The organism is Streptococcus sp. HMSC064D12 (assembly GCF_001837205.1).
GTDB classification, from domain to species: Bacteria; Bacillota; Bacilli; order Lactobacillales; family Streptococcaceae; genus Streptococcus; species Streptococcus salivarius_D.
In genome coordinates this window covers 1-18045 of the sequence record NZ_KV831731.1, presented here as the reverse complement: position 1 = coordinate 18045, position 18045 = coordinate 1, and the positions used below count along the sequence as shown (strand labels likewise).

Sequence of the window (18045 nt, the reverse complement as noted above, 5' to 3'; positions counted from 1 at the left end):
ATGAGATAGGCGGCCAAATACTAAAAAAGATCGAGAATACTCGATCTTTTAGGTCATCATCTTAAACGTCTTTACGGCGACGATGGCTATATGCTACACCCATGACTGCTGCCACTTCTGTTGCCACACCAAGGGCAAGCAAGGCAGTATCGTTAGCTTGACCAGTCTCTGGAAGTTGAGGTCCTGATTTCTCAGAGGATTGAACTGGCTTAGCTGGTTTTGGAGTCACCGGTGGAGTAGGCGGAGTTGGTGGTGTTGGCGGAACCACTGGTGGTTTAGGTGGGACACTTGATGGTGTCGGTGGAGTTGGTGGTGTTGGCGGTGTAGGAGGTTTTGGAGGAATGTAACTATTGTTAAATTCTGTATCCAAAGGAAGGAGAACGGCTGCTACAAGCAGATTTCCCTTTTCACCTACAGTCTTAGTAACGGTCACCTGGAATTTAGCCACCATGTTATCATAAACCACGTCGGCTTCATTGCCCTTGACTTCTTCAACAGTGTAGTAGTAAACACCTGGTTTGTCGTAGACAATATTTCCAAAGCTAATGTTTCCTTGTGCATTATTAGTCACTGTTTGGATAACATTACCCTTGTCGTCCTTGAGGACGAAACTGAACTCACCATCTTTGAGGTTGCGACCTGTAAGAACCTTGGTCAATTCGAATTTAGCCTTGGCTGGTTGCACGTCTTTAACATAGTTATTGAAAACAGTGTCTTTTGGATTAGCGACTGTTGATACCAAAGCATCACCATCTCGTGTCACTGTAATCCAGACAGTTGCTTTCATACCATCATAGATGATATCTTCGTTAGTTCCCTTAACTTCTTCAACAGTGTAAGTGTAGGTTCCTGCCTTATCAAAGTGAAGTTCACTAAACGCAACACGACCATCAGCTGTATTACCAACTGTTTCAACAATATGACCGGCACTATCTTTGAGAACAAATTGGAACTCATTAGCAGTCAAAGTTTGGTTGACACCTGCCTTAGTCAATTCCTTACTGAACTGAATAGTGGCCTTAGCTGGAGTCACAAACTTGTTGTTAAAGATAGTGTCTTTAGGATTAACCACGGTTGAAACAAGAGCATCGCCATCACGTGTTACCGTGATAGAAACAGCAGCTTTCATGCTGTCATAAACAATTGAGTCATCCTTACCTGTAAGCTCTTCAACAGTGTAGTTGTAAGTACCTACCTTGTTAAAGGTTAACTCACTAAAGGCAACCTGACCATCAGCCGTATTACCAACAGTTTCAAGGACTTTTCCAAAACGGTCTTTGAGAACAAATTGGAATTGATCTGCTTTTAGATCTTGTTTAACGCCTGCCTTGGTCAATTCCTTACCAAATGCAATTTTGGCCTTGGCTGGTGTTACCAATTTATTGTTAAAGATAATGTCTTCTGGATAGGCAACCTTAGCAACCAATTTAACTTGGTTATCTACAGTTTCACGAACAACCTGAATGGTGATATTGGCTTCTAGTTTGTCATAGACCACATCTTCGTCATTACCTGGAACCTCTGTCACACGATAACGATAGATGCCTGGCTTACTGAGTGAGAGATCTGAAAAAACGATTTTACCCTTGGCATCATTAGTGGTTTCCCCTAACTCAACAGGATTGGCACTATCAGTCACATCAACCAATTTGAAGGTAAATTCTTTGTCCTTGAGGTTTCTGCCCGCCAAGTCCTTCTCAAGTTCAAGATTGAAATACGTTTGTTGTTCACCACCTGCATTTCCACGACCTCCAACTAAACGTACTTCATAATCATAATTTTTTGTCTCAGCATTCGTGTATAGGTTAACTTTATTCGTAGTATTATTCTGATTAGATGTTAGCTTTCCTAATCGTGTTTGATACCAAATATAAACCATACGGTCTAGCTGATTAAGATTAAGTTCGAATTTAGTATCGTCGTGAGAAAAACTCTTGATTAACTCCATAGCAGATCCCTTGTCAATCCAAGGATCTGCTGAATCAATATAGCGAAGCTGTAGAGATCCATCCACAAATTTTTGGTTATCAGACCAGGTATCAATCAATTGAAGGTTATTTAAAACACGCCTAGCATAATTAACACGCATCCCCCAATTAATCAAAGTAGGATCATTCTTATCTTGACTACCCCACTTAGAAATAATTTCATCTTCTGGGATAGGATTAGCTTTCCCAACTGTAACATCTATAACATGGCCATCAAAATCAAGGTGTAAATGTTCCCCACCTTCGAGAGCCTCTGAAAAGAGAGTATCTAACTCTAAATTCATAAATTTCCCGATAGGATAATCTTCAAAATAACGATTAAATGTGGTTTCAATTTTGTTTGTCTTGGGATCAACCTGAGCAATCCCTACAACTTCGTTATTAGGATTGTAAACATTAACACTATAACCCGTCCTAAACTGTAATGCACTTGGTATAGTAAGAATGACCTTATCACCTGAATTAATAGCTATATCATCAGGAAAAGGAATATTGTGATAAACAACCTTGTTAGTCGCGTACTTGTTATTACCATTTGGAAATTCCATTTCCACATCAGGATTTTGAATATGGATTTCAGTTCCTATCTTTGTCACCTTGACATCCGCTGAGACGGGATTGCTCGAGTTGGTAATCTTAAGTCCAAAATTATCAAAAGACGTTGTGCTACTATTCTTTGCTTCTGCAAGAGCACTAGCTTCACGTGTCTCATTAACGGCTACAGGTGTCTCACTGAGCCCCTCACTAGTCTTATCTTGTGATGTACTCGTTTGTTCAGAGCTTGCAACTGTTTGCTCTTGAACCGCAGCTTCACTAGTAACAGCAGTCACTGAAATAGCACTGATACTTTCTGCATGAACGGTAGGTTCAACTGTCGCTTCATGACTTGAGACACTAGTGCTTGTCCTTTGGCCCCCACCATCAGACTCGCTAGCTTCCTCAAGTACACTCGTCGCTGGTTGCCCTTTAGGCTCCTCAGCTTGCTCTGCTTTGGCGGTACTCACACCAAAAACTGCAAACGAAAGTAAGACCGATGCAACGCCCACCGTAAACTTACGAATGGAGAAACGTTGCCTCGAATCACCGAATCGGTTATTCATGATTCTATCCTCCCATTATTACAAATCTTAACATTTTTGTAACCCTTTTCATTTTGGATTATACACTATTTTCAGAATTTTGCAAGAAAATTATTTACCTATTTGGATGTTTTGTAAAGCTTTCTAAGATATCAATAGATAGTGAATTTTGTAAACCCTTATATTATAGTCTTTCTTTCGGGACCTCTCTTTTAATATTGTTTTTATTTCTCATTTTATTGCCATAATTTTAATTCAAGTTCCGTCTGAAAAATGCTAAAATTCAGATTTTCTCTTAGAAAAATGAGAAGATTATCTTATCTAAAAGCAGAAAAAAACTGCCATTCTTAAATGAATAGCAGTCTTATTTAAGTTAATTAGGAAAATGAGCATAAACACTCATTTAAAGTATTTTAGTCAAGCTCTTTGAGAAACTCTACTAGAATAGCAGCTGATTGTTTCCCCGCCTGAATAATGAATTCATCAAAGGTAATGTTAGCATCATGAGCCGCTGTATCACTCATGGCACGTACAACGATGAAAGGCTTTTTAACACTGTGTGCGGCTTGAGCAATAGCTGCTCCCTCCATCTCTACAGCCAAGACTTCTGGAAAATGCCCCTTAATAGCATCAATCTTGTCTTGACCCGCAATGAAGCTATCACCCGTAGCGATTAGCCCAATCTTAGAATCAATGGAAGCCTGAGCCAAGACCTTCTCGAAAGTCTCTACGAAGGTAGAGTCACTTTCAAAGTAGAGTGGCTGCATAGACATTTGCCCATAATCATAGCCAAAGGCTGTCAAATCAACATCGTGATAGGCTAATTTTGAAGCCACAACCACATCTCCAATTTTAAGTCCAGGTGCTACTGCTCCTGCAGAACCAGTGTTAATGAGGGCATCAACACCAAAATGGTCTGCCAAGACAGCCACAGACATGGCTGACATAACCTTACCAACACCTGATTGCACCAAAACGACGTCGTGTTTGCCTAAGCGTCCTGTGTAGTAGGTATTGCCAAGAACAGTTTCTTCAACCTTATTTTCCAATTGCTCCACTAGAAGCACTAACTCCTGCTCCATGGCAGCGATAATTCCGATTTTCATATAGTTCCTTTTCAGCTTGTAATCTTTCCTGAATCAGTAGCTAGGGCTATCTGACTCATAGACTTTTTAGAAATAAAAGACAGCAATGAAGAGAAGAATCAAGAGGACCACAACCCAAAAGAGGATGCGATTAAGCTTGTGTTGAAATTGATTGCGTTTAGCATTCTCAATTCGACGGCTCTTGTAGGCAGAAGGCTGGTAATCAGCCTCATAATCCTCATCGTAGAACTCTTGATCATAGTCCTCATAATAAGGATGTTCCTCTAAATCGATTTCCCCACGCTTGGCCTGCTCAATGATATCGTCGGTCAAAAGTGGTTTTCCCATAGCTTATTTTCCTCCGAAATGAAGTGCATAGTATTGGAGTGCAATGATGGTTTTGGCATCCTGGATAGCCCCTGAAGCTACAAGTTCCATACACTCCTCATAGGTCAATTCATAGAGTTCAAGGAACTCATCATCATCAAGTGGACGTGGATTTTCCACAGGTTTAAGGTTAGTCGCTACATAGAGCTTGATTCTCTCATTACAAAAGCCAATGGCTGTGTAAAATTCATAAATCAATTCGAGATCACCCTTATATTGAGTCTCCTCTTCAAGTTCACGCGCTGCTGCAGCCATTTCATCGCCAGCTTCACCGACTTCCAACTTACCCGCAGGAATCTCGTAAGAAACCGCCTCAATAGCCTTACGGTATTGTTTGACGATAATGATTTTTCCCTCTGGGGTAATCGCTAAAACGGCTACTGCTCCCTTGTGGAAGATGAGCTCACGACCAGCTGTCTTACCGTCTGGTAAGAGGACTTCGTCTACTGCAACTTCAAAAATATGTCCCTTAAATTTTGACTCACGTTTGAGTGTTTTTTCTTCAAAATCCATGAATTGACTCCTTTTACTTCTGACCTCATTCTAAGCTACCCCTACTCTACAAGAGAATCTAGCTCAGATAGCCTTAAGCTTACTTTTGTTGGCTTGGGTGGTGAGGTTTCTTAATGGCATAGCCTTCTTTATTGACCTGACGGCCACGTCCAATGGCTACGCTGTCAGCTGGCACATCATCTGTGATGGTTGAACCAGCCGCTGTGAGGGCGTTAGCCCCAATTTCAAGCGGTGCAATCAAGGTTGAATTGCTTCCGATAAAGACATTGTTGGCAATTTGTGTCTTGAACTTGTGTTGTCCATCATAGTTTACAGTAATTGTTCCGGCACCAAAGTTAACGTCAGAACCAACTTCCGCATTACCAATGTAGGTCAAGTGACCAGCTTTGGTATTTTCACCGATAGTAGACCCCTTAACCTCAACGAAATTACCGATATGAACCTCTTTTTTGAGGGTTGAATCTGGACGAACATGGGCAAATGGACCAACGGTAACACCTTCTTCAACCACTGAGTGTTCAATCATAGAGTTAGTGATAACCGTTTTGGCACCGATAGTTGAATCAACAATATAAGTACCATTAGTAAGCACTGACTCTGCACCAATCTTAGTTTTGCCTTTAAGGGTTACATTAGCCTCAACCACAACATCTGGCTCAATTTCCACATCAACGTCGATATAAGTAGCCTTTGGATTTTGGAAAGTAACACCATTGACCATGTGAGCTTTGTTGATACGACGACGCATAACATCTTCTGCTGTAGCTAGGGCAACACGGTCATTAACTCCAAGACTTTCTTCAAAGTCACGAAGAGTAAAGGCACCTACTTTTTCACCATTCTCACGGAAAATAGAAATAACATCAGTCAAATAGTATTCCCCTTGAGCGTTGTTAGTGTTGATATTTTTAAGTGCTTCAAAGAGACGTTTATTGTCAAAAACGTAAGTCCCTGTATTGATTTCTTTGACCTGTTGTTCAAACTCGTTGGCATCTTTTTGCTCAACAATCTTAGTCACTTCACCATTTTCGTTACGGATGATACGACCATAACCAAATGGATTGTCCGCAGTTGCAGTCAAGATAGTGGCAACATTTTTGTGATTAACGTGGAAATCAATAAGGTTTTTAAGACTTTCACCAGTAATCAAAGGCGTGTCACCAGCAATAACAAGCGTTTGACCTTCAAGTCCAGCCAACTCATCTTCAGCCATCATTACTGCGTGACCAGTCCCCAACTGCTCAGTTTGCATAGTGAAGGCAGATTGACCATCCAAAACCTCACGAACAAGTTCAGCCTTGTGACCAATAACAGTAACGTTTTTAGCTGGATCAATGGCTGAAACTGCACGGAAGACATGCTCAAGCATAGTGATGCCTGAAACCTTGTGCAAAACTTTTGGAAGATCTGATTTCATGCGAGTTCCTTTACCCGCAGCAAGGATAATAGCGTAATTACTCATTTTCTTTTTCCTTCTTAAGATTTTTTTGTGATGGTTTCCTTCGTGGCGGTCCTAGCCTTGAGCCCCAAATCTCAGAGCCTCCACCTCCCACTGGGATAGCCTATGAAAGAAAGGGGCCTTGAAAACATAGTCTCTCATTTCTTAGAAAACATGTCCTCATAACTGACGTTTTTTAGGGCCTCTGATTATCTATAATCGCCCTATTATACCATAAATGAAAAGGTTTTGGCAGAATGAAAGGTAATGAAAAAAGAGCTGACGCTCTTTTTTTCTAAGGATAGTTATCCTATAACCATTCTTTATATTTCTTAATATAGATATGCTTCACAAAGGTAACACTAAGCATATACAAAACGATAATAACAAACAAGAGAATGAAATAGAGACCATTTAGATGGCTAAGTTTTAAGAGACTAGCCAATGGACTGTAGGGAAGAGAGGTTACAAAGACAGCAGCAAATAGGGTTGTCACAACAACAGATAGTGCTGGGTGGCTTTGAATAAATGGTAGTTTTGGTGAACGTAACATGTGGATAACCATGGTTTGAGACCACATAGATTCGATAAACCAACCTGTTTGGAAAATGATGATAAAGGCTGCTGCTTCTGGTGAACCATGAACATAGCCATGCCCCAAAATCATTGGCACAATGATGAAGTAGAGCAAGATGTAAGTCAAAATATCAAATACAGACGAAATAGGTCCAAACCAAGCCATGAAACGCATGATAGATTTGGCTTCCCAGATATGTGGCTCTTTAAGAAATTCCTTGTCCACATTGTCAAATGGAAGAGCGATACAAGAAATATCATAGACAAGATTAAGGACAATCAAATGCACAGGTGCCATTGGTAGGAATGGTAAGAAGATGCTGGCAAAGAGGAGAGAAAAGATATTACCGAAATTTGAAGAAACGGTCATCTTGATATACTTGGTCATATTGGCATAGACTTTACGTCCTTCAACAAGACCTTTTTCCAAGACCATTAGATCCTTATCAAGCAAGATAACATCTGCAGTTTCTTTGGCAATATCAACAGCTGTATCCACAGAGATACCCACATCTGACACCTTCATTGATGGGGCATCGTTGATACCATCACCCATATAACCTACCTTGTGGCCATTTTCCTTAAGGCTTAGGATAATTCGAGCCTTTTGGTCTGGGGATAACTTAGCAAAAACTGTTGTCGTTTCCACAGCCTTAGCCAAATCTTGATCTGACATGGTATCAATATCACTTCCAAGTAGGATGTGCGTCACATCTAGACCAACTTTTTCACAGACAGCCTGTGTCACCTTATCATTGTCTCCAGTCAAAATCTTTGTGGTCACACCATACTCTGCCAAAGCCTTGATAGCAGGTGCTGCTGATGGTTTTGGTGGGTCAAGAAAGGCAAGATATCCCGTCAAAATCATGTCACTTTCATCTTCAACACTAAAGACATCATTTTCATTAAGCTCTGATTTGTAGCTGACACCGAGAACGCGCAGACCTTGTTCATTCAACTGTGCGACTTCCGCGAGAACTTCCTCACGAACATCGTCGGTCAATGGGATAATGTCACCCTTGTATTCCACATAGTTAGAAACAGAGAGCATTTCTTCAAGGGCACCTTTTGTCACCATGCTGACAAAACCATCATTGTCTTTAACAATGACACTCATGCGACGGCGTTCAAAATCAAAAGGGAGTTCATCAATCTTGTGGAAGGTTTGGTCAAGGTCACGAACGATCTCGTGTTTCTTAGCTTCTCTTTCTGTTCGGCTAATAATGGCCCGGTCCATAAGATTTTTCAAGCCAGTTTGGAAATAAGAGTTAAGATAGGCTCTCCGAAGCACTGATAGGTCAAGGTCTCCATGGATATCAAGAGGGTACTCAAGAACGATTTCATCCTGAGTCAGTGTTCCTGTCTTATCCGTACAAAGAATGTCGATAGCCCCTAGGTCTTGAATAGCATTAAGTTTTTTGATGACCACCTTTTCCTTGGCCATAATAATAGAACCCTTGGCAAGACTAGCTGTGATAATCATCGGCAACATTTCTGGGGTCAAACCGACTCCCACACTAAGGGCAAAGACGCCGGCTTCAAGCCAGTCCCCATCTGTTAAACCGTTAATCACAAAAACAACAGGAACCATGACCAACATGAGTCGAATCAAGAGCCAAGAAATGGAGTTCATCTCACGTTCAAATGAAGTTGGTTCGTCATAAGTATTGATGGTCTGCTCGATAGCTCCCATCATGGTGTCATCACCAACAACTAAAACCAAGGCTGTTGCACGGCCAGAGATAACATTAGTTCCCATGAAAGCAAGGCTCTCACTCTCAAGTAAACTCTCTAGATTTTGACCATCCGCCTTAGCCAAACAAGCCTTTTCCACTGCATCGCTCTCACCTGTCAAGCCAGACTGTTGAACAAAGAAATCACGAGAGTCTAACAAGACCACATCCGCAGGAATCATATCTCCCGCACTCAGTTTGACCACATCTCCAACCACAATTTCATCGATTGGGATTTCTTGCTCACTGCCATCTCGAAGTACTGTTGCTGTATTGACAATCATGCGAGACAAATTGCTAGCAGCCTTGTCACTACGAAGTTCTTGAATGAAACGGATACCGCCAGATATCAAAACTAGAGCGACAATGATGATAGAAGTCGTTGGGTCTTCTTCACCTGGTTTAGCAAGCCAGACATTGGTGATAAAGGAAACCAGAGCGATAACTAAGAGAATAACAGTAAAGGGGTTGATGATAGATTCATAAATCTTTTTGATGATAGAATCCTCTTGTCCTTTGGTAATGACATTTTCCCCATAAAGGTCACGGTTTTCTTCTACTTGGTCTTCCTTCAAGCCATCCAAATGAGTATTGTAGCGAGTAAGGGTTGTTTCAAGTGGCTCTTGAAGAGCAGCAATAAGTCTTTCTTTATTTGTTGACATTGGAATCTCCTTATTTAATCAGGAGCCAATCACTTATGGAGTCCCTAAGACACTAAATCAGCGATTGACTGGTTAGGTGCGGTTCGGGGTGATCGTCGATTAGTCTCATAGGTTTCTCCTTTCAATTTACTAATGGTGGGTGGACCTCAGACAAATGAAAAGAGTCCTACCCATATACAGGTAAGACTCTATAAACTCGAGGTGGATTTTTTAATAGATTCTGTCAAAAAATGGACCGTTCAAGCTTTAGCTCCGCAAGGCGATGAAATGAGCTTAGTCTTGACCTTGGCGATCAGGACTGTTGACCAACGAGTAGTGTCTCCACTGCTTTGCGGTAGTCATCCGTATCCTTGTGGTAGCCTCACCTACCGTATGTCACTGAAAATCTTACTCCTAAGACAGTGACTTGTCAAGGGGAAAGTTGACTTTTTGCTTGATTGGATAATAAAAAAGAGGTTACGCTCTTTTTTGTAAAATAATATTTTTTGAGACTTTCCTGAAGTGAGTGCGGACGTCAGCGAACTTCTTCGAAGCTCCATGACTAATTTTTGAGCCTAAGGTCTCAAAAATTCCGAGTTCTAGAAATCCAAGTATTTCTAGAACTTTTCTCACAGCGGAAAGTCTCGTTAAGTGCTCGCTTTGCTCGCTAGAAGCAAGGCAAATCAAGAATACAATTATTTTTCTTTGACAGGTGTTAAGATGATGTCTCCATAATATCATCGCCTAGAGAAATTGTTTTACCATCTTTGGAAATTAAAAAAAGAGCTCTTGGCTCTTTCCTACTTTCCTTGCTTGATATATGTCCCTTGCAGCTTACCATGTAAGATGTAATCTACAGATTTGAGCTCATCAATAGTCCGACAATCGAGGGCACACATGATAAGACGAAGGTCATCCTTCCAGCCATTGACAATAGCCACAACCTTATCCACAGGGTAACGTTCCACCAATTCAAGGACAGTGCGTGAGAGCCCAACGCCTTTTGCTCCTAGAACCAGGCATTTGACCATATCGAGTGGGTTTCGCACGCCACCTGAGGCTAGGATTTCCACATTATCACGAAGGTCTTGGGCTTGCAAGAGGGTCTGAACAGTGCTTTGTCCCCAGTCATTGAGGTAATCACGGTTACCGCCTCGACTATTTTCAATATAGGCGAAGCTAGTCCCACCACGACCTGAGATATCCACAGTCTTGATGCCTTGAGACATGGCATAACGAATGGTTTCCACATCCATACCAAAGCCGACCTCCTTAAGCACAAGAGGAACCTCTATGTTCTGTGCATAAGCCGCCACATTTTCCTTCCAAGTGTGGAAAATACGCTCTCCCTCAGGCATGAGAAGCTCCTGCATAAGGTTAACATGGAGCTGTAAAAAGACTGGATTCATAGCTTCCACCGTCTTAATCCCCAGGTCCACAGACTTATCCACACCGATATTAGTCGCTAGGTCTAAGTTTGGAAACTCTTGACGATAGTCAAAAGATTCTGGCGCTTCTCCCTTTAGAGCAGCACTGTAGGAACCCGTCACCATGAGAATACCTGTTCGACTAGCCACCTCAGCCAATTTACGATTGACTGCACCACCTTTGGCCGAACCACCTGTTATGGCATTGATATAAAAGGGAAAGTTCCAATCTCGTCCTGCAAAATGTGTGGACAAGTCAATCTGATCTAAATCATAAGTTGGTAGAGACTTGTGGATAAGTTCCATATCGTCAAAACTATTGTAGGGCGACTGGTACTTAAGGGCATAACGGATGTGATCGTCTTTACGATTTGTCATAGGTTATTTCTTTACTTTCTTGCGTGATTATTATCTACTAAGCTGATTCCTATACCTCATACAAGAGCTCTATTCCTACCTGCTGCCAACGCTCAACTAGAGCATCTCGGCTAGATTGGTCAAAGGAAAAGGCGATACCACAGTCGCCACCTCCAGCTCCAGAGGATTTAGCAATGGCATCGAGTCCTTGCTCTGCTTCTTTGAGTTTTTTCAGCTTGTCCACATAAATATCTGGACTCAGTGATTCCAACTGGTCACTGACAGTTTGAAGGTTGCTCTTAAGCAAGTTCTTATCTCCTGTTTCCAGAGCCTTGATGACAGCTTGAACAGCAACTTCGGTTTCACCTAGATACTTGCTTGATATACGAGATTTGGCCATCCTAACCATGTCTTTTGAGATAGCAGCTTGCTTGGTCCACCCCACCAAAAAATGAGCTTTGAGAGCTGGCACTACAGGTCTGATACGATAGCCCCATTCTTTCTCCAAAAGTTCTGATAGAGTCATTTGGTCTATAAGCTCTGCTATTTTTGCACGGTCAAAAGAGCGATAGGAAACCAGATCCTCGTATACGATACAAGCTAGGTCCCCCATAGAACCGTTGTCTCCTTGTTTGAGGAGGGTGTAACTAGCTAATTTAAAGAGAATGTCTTTGGATAAGTCTTTCTGCAGAGCTGCTGCCAAGGCCTTGAGGGTCAATACCACAACTGAACCAGATGAGCCAATACCAAACTTAACCCCATCTCGTTCTAATTTTCCTGTGATGGAAAGGTCCAGAGCGGGCAAATCCTCACCACAATAGGCTTCAAAAGTATTCAAGGCCTCTTGAATGAGGGCATAATTTGCGTCTGGCTCACGGCTAACACTATAGTCAAACATATCAGAAGATAGCTGAGTGCTTGGTGCTTCCTTAAGTTCTGCTGACATAAAGATAGGGATGAACTGGATTAGGGCTGTCTGCCCAGGTGTTAGAACCGAATATTCTCCAGCAATGTAGAGTTTTCCGCCAGTTTTTACCCTGCCTCGACTGACCGACTGCTTAGGCATCTGGCAACTCCTTGGTGCGTGAAACAATGACCTGATAGTCCTTACGGAAATGGTCAGCTAGGCGGTCCAGGTCTTCTTCCAGACAAAGCACCTTAACATTTGGTCCTGCATCCATTGTGAAATAACACTGCTCACCAGAGGCACGGAGGGCCTTAACCTTGTCCATTGCCTGGTATGAGGCTTCAGTGAGGTATGAAAATGGAGGGTTAGCCGTACTTGTGGTTTGGTGCATACGAAGGGCATTGGCTTCAGTAAGCTCACCGACCGCTTGGAAATCATTAGCCTTGAGGTAGCCTAACATATCCTTGTAATCCTGTTCGGACTGTTTAATCCACTCTGGGAAGGATGTCGATGTTTCGGTACACAACTTCATGCCATCACGGCTTGATACGGGTTTCTTTTGATCTGTCAAAACCAGCATAATCATGGCCAATTTGAGGTCTGTTTCAACTTGGTAAACCTCACCGCTATCCTTGTCCCAAGCTGCCAATGGTCCAAAGAAAGAACGTGATGATGAGCCTGAGGCAAACTTGGCAATTTGAGCTAATTCAGACTGCGTTTTTCCGACTTGGAAGAGTTCGTTAGCCGCCTTAACTAGGGCAGAAAGACCTGAGGAACTTGATGATAAACCTGCAGCTGTCGGCATGTTGTTCCAAGTTTCAATCTTGACATGTTGGTTGGGATTGGTACGGAAGAGATCTAAAACCTTGCTGGCCTTGATTGTTTCTTTTTCCCCTTGGAGCTCGTCATCGATATACATGACATCTCCAGTCGCATCCTCAGGCAGAAAAGACAACTTGGTTTCCGTATACATATTCTCCAAAGTCAGTGAAATGCTGCTGGTTGAAGGAATCATACGCTCCGCATCCGCCTTACCCCAGTATTTGACAATAGCAATATTTGCGTACGATTTGACGCTTACAGGCTTTCTATCCACGTGTTTACGGCTCCTTTTTCTTGAAGTTTTTTAGCAATCGTTTGGGCTTGATCCTTGGTACTTGTTAGGGCAATAATGCAGCCACCCAGTCCTCCGCCTGACATCTTGGCACCCAGTGCACCATGCTCCAGAGCAGTTGCTACTAGAAGGTCCGACAAGTCACAAGACACCCCTAAAGATTTAAGGTGATTATGGGCTCGAGACATGAGCTGACCAAGAAGCTTTTGATTCTTGGCTTTGAGGGCTCCTTCTGCCTGCTGACTTAATTCGCCCAGTCGGTTCAGGTCTGATAAAGCATCTAGTCCGATAGCCTCAACCTTTTCCACGGCTTCACGGGTATTTCCATGGATGCCCGTATCAGCAATGACCAGATAGGCACCTAAATTGACCTCGATTTCCTTGAAACCAATGTTTCGCGTAAAGCTAATGGCTTGGTCACTCAAGCAGGTCTTGGCATCTAAGCCGCTAGGTTTACTATGGGCAATAGTCTCCGCCTGATGGACCAGCATTTCCAAGGTCTCCTGGCTAAGCTCCTGGTCGAAATAATCAAAGACCGCACGAATAGCCGCAATGGCCACTGCAGCAGACGACCCCATACCACGCTTTTCAGGGACACTAGACGAAATATCATAACTGATAGGCTGATTCTTGATTTTCAGATAGTTAAGAGCTGAAAAAATAGCCGTCGTCAAGGGATCTTGAGCCTTAAGAGTTAAAGGAATCTCAGCCGCCTGAATCTGACAGACAACCTCAATATCCTTAAGAGGAAGAGCAAGGGCAGGATGACCATAAACAACCGAGTGCTCCCCCATCAAAATAATCTTACTGTGGGCCTTGCCCACTCCTACTTTCTTAGTCATAAGCTATACACACTCACAGACCAATTGGCATACGAGTATCTTTCTATGTTTTTCATACAGTATCTAGTGGTGACTCAAGGTCTATCAACCTCCCTGAGTGGATTAAGAGCACCAATCTAAGGAATTTTCCTATGTCACTTCTATCTTATCATCAAAGCGCAAAAAAAGCGACATCTAACCTAGAGTGTCGCTTTGCATTAGAGATATGATCTTATTTTGATATTTCTATCTTAAACTAGTACAATACCAATGAGGTTTTAAAATGATTAATGTCGAAAAACTAATTAAACAGAACTCCGAACTAATGGCACTATTAAAGATTATTCACTCTTTCCAACTAAATGACTGTTGGCTTTGTGCTGGAACTATACGCAATTATATTTGGGACTACTTAAGTACCGGAAATACATTTTCAAATATCAATTTATCTGATATCGATGTCATTTTCTTTGATAAAAATATATCATATGAACAAACTCTTGAAATAGAGAATCAAATAAAGAGAAGACATCCTGAATACAATTGGGAAATAAAAAATCAGTATTATATGAATATACATAGTCCTAATACTGAAAAGTATATCAGCTCTACAGATGCTGTTTCAAAATTTCCCGAAAAATGTACTGCCATAGCTGCTAGACTAAATGACTATCAGGAACTAGAGGTATTTATTCCTTTTGGAACAGACGATTTGATTAACTTCAGAGTATCACCCACACCGCATTACTTTTCAGATAAAGAACGACAAACGGTCTATAACGAGAGAGTAAAAAAGAAAAATTGGAATACAATATGGCCAAACATTTCTATAGAATTTATCAAATAGATTATCCTATGACTTGAGATTTATTTTTTACAAGACTTTCCGCTGTGGGAAAAGTGCCTGAAGTAGTTTCAGGCACTCGGAATTTTTGAGAGTAAAACAGTTCGGGGAACTGTTTTAGCCTGAGCCTAAAAATAAAAAAGTGAAGGGGCTCAAAAATTAGTCTTGGAACTTCGAAGAAGGTCGCTGACGACCGTACTCACCTAAGGAAAGTCTTAAAAAAATTTCTCTTCTACATAAAAAAAGAGCCTCTCGGCTCTTTTCATTTTAAATCGCAAACAAATCGTTTAGGTTTTCAGCCATAGTTGGGTGAGTAAAGATTTGTTTAGCCAAATCTGTGTATGGAATGTGATGATTCATTGCTAGGGTAATTAGATTGATAATTTCATGAGATTCTTGACCAAAGAGGGTTACACCCAAGATTTCCTTAGTTTCAGGATTTACCACAGCTTTGAAGGCACCACGCAAATCACCGTTAACATGACCACGAGGCATACCAGCAACTGGAAGTTCCTTGACAGCAACCGGTCCACCTGCTGCTCTGGCTTGGTCTTCAGTAAGACCAACTTGAGCCAAAGGTGGGTTGAGGAACATAGCAGTTGGAACAGCTCCACGTGTTTCAAGGTTATAGCTGCCATCACCAGTTAGGTAATTAAAGACAATACGGAAATCATCTAGTGAGATGTAGGTAAATTGAAGGCCGCCATTAACATCACCCACTGCAAAGACACCAGGAACACTTGTTTCCAAATGTTTATTGACCTGGATACCACCTCGCTCAGTCAAGGCAATATCAGTATTTTCCAAGTGAAGAGGTTCGATATTAGGCTTGCGTCCTGTCGCATAGAGGAGTGCATCAAAACGGAACTCGCCTTTGTCAGTAACAACGACAACTTCATCACCGTCATTTTTCACTTCGGAAGTTTTAACACCTTGCTCAAAGACAATGCCGTCCTCTTCCATGTATTCCTTGGCCAACTTAGCAATAGATGGCTCCACACGTGGCAAGAAGCTAGTCGCTGCATCCAAGACAGTCACTTGGCTTCCCAAACGGTTATAAAGGCCAGCAAATTCAAGACCGATATTACCACCACCTAGGACACCCAAACGTTTTGGTAAGGCTTCAAGCGTTTGAATACCAGTTGAATCGTAGACATGCTCAGTTGTTGTCAAGCCAGGAATAGGCAAGACATTAGACACGGCACCTGTGTTGATGACAATAGTCTCAGCTGTTAGCTCTTGGCGATCATCACCAGCCACTACTTCAATAACCTTATTTGAAACAAAATGTGCCTCTGCATCAATGACATCAACGCCATTGTCTGCCAACATTTTATAATTCTTAGCATTAAGACGACCAGTCACTGCACCACGTTCTTTCATGGTATCGTCAAATGACCAGCCCTTCTCAGCCGCAACAATCATAGTCTTAGTTGGGATACAAGCAATATTAATGCAAGTACCACCATACATCGCTTTACTGCGCTCGATGACAGCAACTTTCTTACCAGCTGCATTCATCTTAGCAGCCAGAGTTTTACCGGCTTTACCGAAACCGATAACAATCAAATCATAGTTTAACATTTCTGTATCCTCCTATCTATCGCCATTCTATCATTTAATTTTTCAGACTGCACATATTTGAACTGGAAATAAAAAGAGGCTACAGCTTTTATTGTAATCCCTTTCTCAGTTGTTTTTAATAGATATCCCTAAGTCCACTGCCTAAGTGCTTTCTCGCAGAAATTCTAATATAATTTTATTAAATTGCTTACTTTCAATAAAGGCTGCGTGCCCCAGTTTGCCAAATTCATAATAGGAAGCATTTGGAATGCTATTTGCAAGTTCCCTTGCACCAACCACTCCCAAAACCAAATCTTTTTTAGCTCCCAGGACAAGAGTCGGGCAGGTGATTTTATCAAGGGACTTTTGGCAATCAAACTCAAGAATTGACTTGGCTAAACGGACAAATCGTTCTTGTTTTTCAACACTCACAGTCTTCAAAAATAGTTTATTAATCACATATAATTTCTTTAACATAGGAGACGAAAATGTTTTACACATTGAATCCTTATTGAGCTTAGCCATCTCACCATTTTTAGCCATCTCAATCCAGCCTTCGATGGTATCTCTACTGATATCATTATTTCGAGATAATGTCAGAGCTAACACCAGACTAGTCAACTTTTGAGGATACTTAATAGCAAACAGCTGAGCAATCATACCACCTTGTGACATGCCTATGATAGAGGCCTTAGCAATATGTAATTCTTGTAAAGAATGGTAGAGGTCATCAGCCATATTCTCAATTGAAATACCTTCTTCGATATGGTCCTTTCTATCAAAAATATAGACCTTATACTCCTTAGCGTATCGATAAAATAGCGAGTAAATGGCAAAGTCAGACATATCACTTAAGCCTTGCAAACTTAATCCCGTAATGATAACGAGAACCTTATCTCCTCGACCAAAAGTGACATAGTCAACGCCCTGGTCTGACAAATGATTTCTGTGAATACTAAACATTATCTACTCTCTTTCATTGCAAGATTTATGTATTATCATGCGTCCGATGCATTATTTGATGCCATGATGATAATACTTACCAAGACAACAAAGGTAACTTGCCAAAGAATGAAGGCCATGAAATCCCCACCTTTAAAAATAAGCAGGTCACAAAGTAAAATAGCCAACAGCACAGCATTTTTTCTAAAAAGTTGGTCACAGTTTTTCCAAAAAGTTTCAAAAGAAATATTGGCTCCTATCTTACGAACAAGCTTCACATGATAAATAATCTCAACCAGGGATGCCACAGCTACTGTAGTTAGCAGTCCGTTCAAAGAGACATCCATACGAAAACCAAAATAAAGAACGAGAAGTTGAGAGAAAACAATTGCTGTAATCACACGAATATGGTTGGACACGATAAAACCTCCTAATGGCAAGCAAGAATAAAAAGCATTATAGGTACTCATTATATCATAAAATAAGAGCAAAATTAGAAAAAATCCAACAGTTTCAGGCTTTGCGAGAACTCGCCCATCAACTCGCAAAAAATGGTTCACTTCTTGCTCAGACTGCAAAAAAAGGAGTCACCCCCTATGATATGATACCTCTTAAGTAGACAAGGTAAAT

At 41.5% G+C, this 18045-nt stretch carries 14 protein-coding genes and 1 riboswitch; of the genes, 1 reads left to right on the top strand and 13 read right to left on the bottom strand.

Features of this window, described 5'->3' with window-relative positions; genetic code table 11:
* Positions 1–61 precede the first annotated feature (61 nt).
* From HMPREF2697_RS03250 to mvk, 10 genes are all read right to left on the bottom strand, one after another.
* Positions 62–3088, bottom strand: coding sequence for a Spy0128 family protein (locus HMPREF2697_RS03250; protein WP_004182966.1), 3027 nt, complete (start codon positions 3086–3088; stop codon positions 62–64).
* Between the two features lie 392 nt (positions 3089–3480).
* Positions 3481–4173, bottom strand: coding sequence for a 5'-methylthioadenosine/adenosylhomocysteine nucleosidase (locus tag HMPREF2697_RS03245; protein WP_004182967.1), 693 nt, complete (start codon positions 4171–4173; stop codon positions 3481–3483).
* 66 nt (positions 4174–4239) lie between these two features.
* Complete coding sequence (macP, locus tag HMPREF2697_RS03240) at positions 4240–4500, bottom strand: cell wall synthase accessory phosphoprotein MacP (protein WP_013990959.1); 261 nt, start codon at positions 4498–4500, stop codon at positions 4240–4242.
* A gap of 3 nt (positions 4501–4503) precedes the next feature.
* Positions 4504–5052, bottom strand: coding sequence for an NUDIX domain-containing protein (locus HMPREF2697_RS03235; protein ID WP_045768981.1), 549 nt, complete (start codon positions 5050–5052; stop codon positions 4504–4506).
* Positions 5053–5131: 79 nt separating this feature from the next.
* On the bottom strand, positions 5132–6514 hold the full coding sequence (gene glmU, locus HMPREF2697_RS03230; RefSeq protein ID WP_070849613.1) for a bifunctional UDP-N-acetylglucosamine diphosphorylase/glucosamine-1-phosphate N-acetyltransferase GlmU: 1383 nt from the start codon (positions 6512–6514) through the stop codon (positions 5132–5134).
* A gap of 286 nt (positions 6515–6800) precedes the next feature.
* Positions 6801–9461 carry a magnesium-translocating P-type ATPase gene (gene mgtA, locus HMPREF2697_RS03225; RefSeq protein WP_070849611.1) on the bottom strand — a complete coding sequence of 887 codons (2661 nt, stop codon included), beginning with the start codon at positions 9459–9461 and terminating at the stop codon, positions 6801–6803.
* Between the two features lie 226 nt (positions 9462–9687).
* Positions 9688–9841, bottom strand: a riboswitch (M-box (ykoK) riboswitch).
* A gap of 399 nt (positions 9842–10240) precedes the next feature.
* Positions 10241–11245, bottom strand: coding sequence for a type 2 isopentenyl-diphosphate Delta-isomerase (fni, locus tag HMPREF2697_RS03220; protein WP_070849609.1), 1005 nt, complete (start codon positions 11243–11245; stop codon positions 10241–10243).
* Between the two features lie 49 nt (positions 11246–11294).
* Positions 11295–12290 (bottom strand): phosphomevalonate kinase, encoded by a 996-nt coding sequence (locus tag HMPREF2697_RS03215; RefSeq protein ID WP_070849607.1) that lies wholly within the window; start codon positions 12288–12290, stop codon positions 11295–11297.
* Complete coding sequence (gene mvaD / locus HMPREF2697_RS03210) at positions 12283–13227, bottom strand: diphosphomevalonate decarboxylase (RefSeq protein WP_070849605.1); 945 nt, start codon at positions 13225–13227, stop codon at positions 12283–12285. The genes HMPREF2697_RS03215 and mvaD overlap by 8 nt, the downstream gene beginning before the upstream one ends.
* The gene (gene mvk, locus HMPREF2697_RS03205; protein WP_070849603.1) at positions 13209–14087 is read right to left on the bottom strand and encodes a mevalonate kinase; all 879 of its coding nucleotides are present in this window, start codon (positions 14085–14087) and stop codon (positions 13209–13211) included. Before mvk ends, mvaD begins: the two co-directional genes overlap by 19 nt.
* A 262-nt stretch (positions 14088–14349) precedes the next feature.
* Between mvk and HMPREF2697_RS03200 the strand changes: the two genes are divergently transcribed.
* Positions 14350–14913 carry a nucleotidyltransferase family protein gene (locus HMPREF2697_RS03200; protein ID WP_049527830.1) on the top strand — a complete coding sequence of 188 codons (564 nt, stop codon included), beginning with the start codon at positions 14350–14352 and terminating at the stop codon, positions 14911–14913.
* A 264-nt stretch (positions 14914–15177) separates the two neighbouring features.
* Here HMPREF2697_RS03200 and HMPREF2697_RS03195 read toward each other — a convergent pair whose 3' ends face one another.
* The 3 genes from HMPREF2697_RS03195 to HMPREF2697_RS03185 all read right to left on the bottom strand — a co-directional run bounded on the left by HMPREF2697_RS03195 (position 15178) and on the right by HMPREF2697_RS03185 (position 17993).
* The gene (locus tag HMPREF2697_RS03195) at positions 15178–16494 is read right to left on the bottom strand and encodes an FAD-containing oxidoreductase (RefSeq protein ID WP_070849601.1); all 1317 of its coding nucleotides are present in this window, start codon (positions 16492–16494) and stop codon (positions 15178–15180) included.
* Positions 16495–16635: 141 nt separating this feature from the next.
* Positions 16636–17436 carry an alpha/beta fold hydrolase gene (locus HMPREF2697_RS03190; RefSeq protein ID WP_070849598.1) on the bottom strand — a complete coding sequence of 267 codons (801 nt, stop codon included), beginning with the start codon at positions 17434–17436 and terminating at the stop codon, positions 16636–16638.
* Positions 17437–17471: 35 nt separating this feature from the next.
* Positions 17472–17993, bottom strand: a complete 522-nt coding sequence (locus HMPREF2697_RS03185) for a hypothetical protein (protein WP_257375236.1) — start codon at positions 17991–17993, stop codon at positions 17472–17474.
* Between the last annotated feature and the right edge of the window lie 52 nt (positions 17994–18045).

Excerpts from the sequence above, each read along its gene's own strand:
- HMPREF2697_RS03250 (WP_004182966.1), bottom strand. The coding sequence starts at position 3,088 with ATGAATAACCGATTCGGTGATTCGAGGCAACGTTTCTCCATTCGTAAG.
- HMPREF2697_RS03245 (WP_004182967.1), bottom strand. The coding sequence starts at position 4,173 with ATGAAAATCGGAATTATCGCTGCCATGGAGCAGGAGTTAGTGCTTCTA.
- macP (WP_013990959.1), bottom strand. The coding sequence starts at position 4,500 with ATGGGAAAACCACTTTTGACCGACGATATCATTGAGCAGGCCAAGCGT.
- HMPREF2697_RS03235 (WP_045768981.1), bottom strand. The coding sequence starts at position 5,052 with ATGGATTTTGAAGAAAAAACACTCAAACGTGAGTCAAAATTTAAGGGA.
- glmU (WP_070849613.1), bottom strand. The coding sequence starts at position 6,514 with ATGAGTAATTACGCTATTATCCTTGCTGCGGGTAAAGGAACTCGCATG.
- mgtA (WP_070849611.1), bottom strand. The coding sequence starts at position 9,461 with ATGTCAACAAATAAAGAAAGACTTATTGCTGCTCTTCAAGAGCCACTT.
- fni (WP_070849609.1), bottom strand. The coding sequence starts at position 11,245 with ATGACAAATCGTAAAGACGATCACATCCGTTATGCCCTTAAGTACCAG.
- HMPREF2697_RS03215 (WP_070849607.1), bottom strand. The coding sequence starts at position 12,290 with ATGCCTAAGCAGTCGGTCAGTCGAGGCAGGGTAAAAACTGGCGGAAAA.
- mvk (WP_070849603.1), bottom strand. The coding sequence starts at position 14,087 with ATGACTAAGAAAGTAGGAGTGGGCAAGGCCCACAGTAAGATTATTTTG.
- HMPREF2697_RS03200 (WP_049527830.1), top strand. The coding sequence starts at position 14,350 with ATGATTAATGTCGAAAAACTAATTAAACAGAACTCCGAACTAATGGCA.
- HMPREF2697_RS03195 (WP_070849601.1), bottom strand. The coding sequence starts at position 16,494 with ATGTTAAACTATGATTTGATTGTTATCGGTTTCGGTAAAGCCGGTAAA.
- HMPREF2697_RS03190 (WP_070849598.1), bottom strand. The coding sequence starts at position 17,436 with ATGTTTAGTATTCACAGAAATCATTTGTCAGACCAGGGCGTTGACTAT.